This is a genomic window from Brotocaccenecus cirricatena (genome assembly GCF_020687045.1).
Taxonomy (GTDB): Bacteria; Bacillota; Clostridia; order Oscillospirales; family Oscillospiraceae; genus Vescimonas; species Vescimonas cirricatena.
On sequence record NZ_JAJEPW010000126.1, the window covers coordinates 1 to 2,571 of the forward strand.

The 2,571-nt window shown below is 52.2% G+C and carries 3 protein-coding genes; 1 reads left to right on the forward strand and 2 read right to left on the reverse strand.

Going from position 1 to position 2,571, the window contains the following annotated elements:
- Window positions 1-193 precede the first annotated feature (193 nt).
- Window positions 194-571 (reverse strand): type II toxin-antitoxin system death-on-curing family toxin, encoded by a 378-nt coding sequence (locus LKD37_RS17220; RefSeq protein ID WP_302930290.1) that lies wholly within the window; start codon window positions 569-571, stop codon window positions 194-196.
- The gene (locus tag LKD37_RS17225) at window positions 568-810 is read right to left on the reverse strand and encodes a type II toxin-antitoxin system Phd/YefM family antitoxin (RefSeq protein ID WP_302930291.1); all 243 of its coding nucleotides are present in this window, start codon (window positions 808-810) and stop codon (window positions 568-570) included. The genes LKD37_RS17220 and LKD37_RS17225 overlap by 4 nt, the downstream gene beginning before the upstream one ends.
- A gap of 233 nt (window positions 811-1,043) precedes the next feature.
- On the opposite strand from LKD37_RS17225, the gene LKD37_RS17230 reads away from it, so the two are divergent.
- Window positions 1,044-2,243 carry a transposase gene (locus LKD37_RS17230; protein WP_302930292.1) on the forward strand — a complete coding sequence of 400 codons (1,200 nt, stop codon included), beginning with the start codon at window positions 1,044-1,046 and terminating at the stop codon, window positions 2,241-2,243.
- The last annotated feature ends 328 nt before the right edge of the window (window positions 2,244-2,571 follow it).

The window sequence follows — 2,571 nt, forward strand, 5'->3', positions numbered from 1 at the left end:
AGCGTTGCGGCACAACGCTTTCCGGCGCTTTTGCATACTTTCGGCTCGGTGGGGCATCCATTGTGTCCGCCTGTATCCACCTGCTTTTTTTCGTGTTTGGGTCACTGTTTGGGTCAAGCCCTGCAACGGCGCAGAAATGACCCCGCTGTAACCAAAGAATAGGCGTGCCGCCTGTCAACTCCCTTCAAAACAGTCAAATCCTGTGGTCGCGCACCCATTGGAGAAGCGCTTCATAGTCCATTGTGCCGGAGGCGACGGATAATCCGGCCTCCACAACCTCCTCGTTGGTACACTCCACGTGTATCCCGTTCACTTCCAGAAACGTCAGCATAACGTACATGCCGATGCGCTTGTTGCCGTCCACAAAAGCGTGGTTGGAGATGAGCGTATAGCCGAGCCGTGCGCCCTTTTCCTCCTTGGTCGGATAGAACTCCTGCCCGCCGAAGCCGGCAAAGGCATTCTCCAATGCGGAATCCAACAGGGTTTCATCCCGGACACCAATGCTGCCGCCTGTTTCCTCGGCGATGAGCCTGTGGAGGAGCAACACCTTATCTTTCGAAAACTTGATCATTTCGCCAGCTCCATAAATGCGGGCTTGTACTTTTTCAGGATGCGCGCCGCCACAACGTCGATCTTCTCATCATCGGTCATATCGATCATGGGGGACACATCCAGATCCACCAGCATATACTTGGGCTTATTGTTCTTGAAAATCACCGCCTGCCCGTTCTTCTCGGCAATGCGCGTTACCCGCGAGAAGTTCTGATTCGCTTCGGTGACCGAAACGATCGTCTTTGTATCAATGGTCATCGTGAACACCTCCTATGTTTATTATACCCAGCCATGAGCAAAACTCCAAAAGAGTAGTAATTGCAATGGCTCTCGGCCATGGCTGAAGCTGAAAATCACTCAAATGGTATAGAAAGCGGAGCCCCTTTTTGGTAAAATTGATTTGAGAGAAAACCAACCAGAAAGGGGCTGGCCGCTATCTACCGACAGGAAATCATTCAGGATGTCACGCTGTTTACATCCCAAGCGCCGCCATGTTCTACTACAAGCTTTTCAGCAGCGTGGACTTCACGCTGCCCAGAGCGGCAACCAGGCGGCGCGGATTTCCGAAGGAAGCCATGGTCTGTGCTTTTATCGTTATGAAATGCGAGGGTTTCTCACAGATCACAGATTTGATGGATTATCTGGACAACAACCGACTCATTGCCCATTACTGCGGCTTCAATATTATGGAGCCGCTGCCGTCCTACTGGACGTATGACCGTTTCCTACGGCAGTTGGGCAACGGTGCGTTGAAAGCGGTCATGACCGGCCTGGTGCGGCAACTGTACGAATTGGGGATCGTGGACGCATCCTTCATCGGTCTGGATTCCACGCCCGTCATGGCAAACACCAAGCAGAACAACCCGAAATCCTTTGCAAAAAGCAAGTTCTCCAAGGAAAACCACCCGAAAAGCGACCCGGACTGCGCCCTGGGCGTCCACTCGGCCTCCAACCAGCACAATGAGCGGCGGTATGATTTCTACTGGGGCTATAAAAGTCATGTGCTGGTGGACTGCATCTCCGGGCTGCCGCTCTACGAGTTGACCACACCGGGCAATATCGCCGATTCCTCCGTCGCCGCTGAGATCCTCGCGTCCGCGGATCAGACGATTTCTTTGAAAGAATGCGCTTTCCTTGCCGACAAGGGCTACGATGCGAAAAGTATCTACAATACGGTAAAAACGGTCTATGATGGGGAGGTTTTTATCCCCCTCAATCCACGCGGCACGAAAGACTCAAAGGCTCTTTCTGCCGGTAATCCGGTCTGCGAGGCCGGGCTGGCTATGCACAAGGACGGAAAAATCACCGACAATGGGCGTACCCGCCAGAAATACTGCTGCCCCTTCCGTCAGTCCAAAACGGGCGCGTGTCCCTGCAGCCACAAGCATTGGAACAACGGAAAGAAAAACCGGGGCTGCACGAAATACAAGACCGTTCCCGATGATTACAGACTTTCCATTGACCGCAGCTGCCTCTATTTTAAGCGGATTTACGCCCTGCGGACGGAGTGTGAGCGTTACAATTCCCGCTTCAAATCCACAGGTCAGGAACGGCTGTGGGTGCGCAACGGCGCCAGCGCGGTGAACCTCAATACACTGGCTCATATCTCCGCTCTGGCGGTTGCGCTGGCCGCCGTTTTGTCCGGCTCTCACTCCTACCGCGCATCCAAATCATTCCGGCGAGGTGCTTAAAGCGCCCCCTCATACGGCTTTTTTCGCTCGGTTTTCCTCCGGGCCTGGTTTTATGCGCTTTTTCTCTTGGTCGGGTAATCCCCGCTTTTTCGCTCTCTTCGCCCTTTTGTTTTAGGACTTGTTTTGCTCATCCCTATATTATACCCGCATATAGGTAAAAATCAACCTATAACTTACACATTGTTTGGCTCTCGTATGTAGGACTACAATACATCTTGGACAATTGAATAAAAAGGGTATGAGGAATAGGGCCTCATGTGTTAAAGTTAAGCTACCACACCAAACTTTCCGAAAGGAGACCATATTCCTCATGAGTAAGAGTATAACA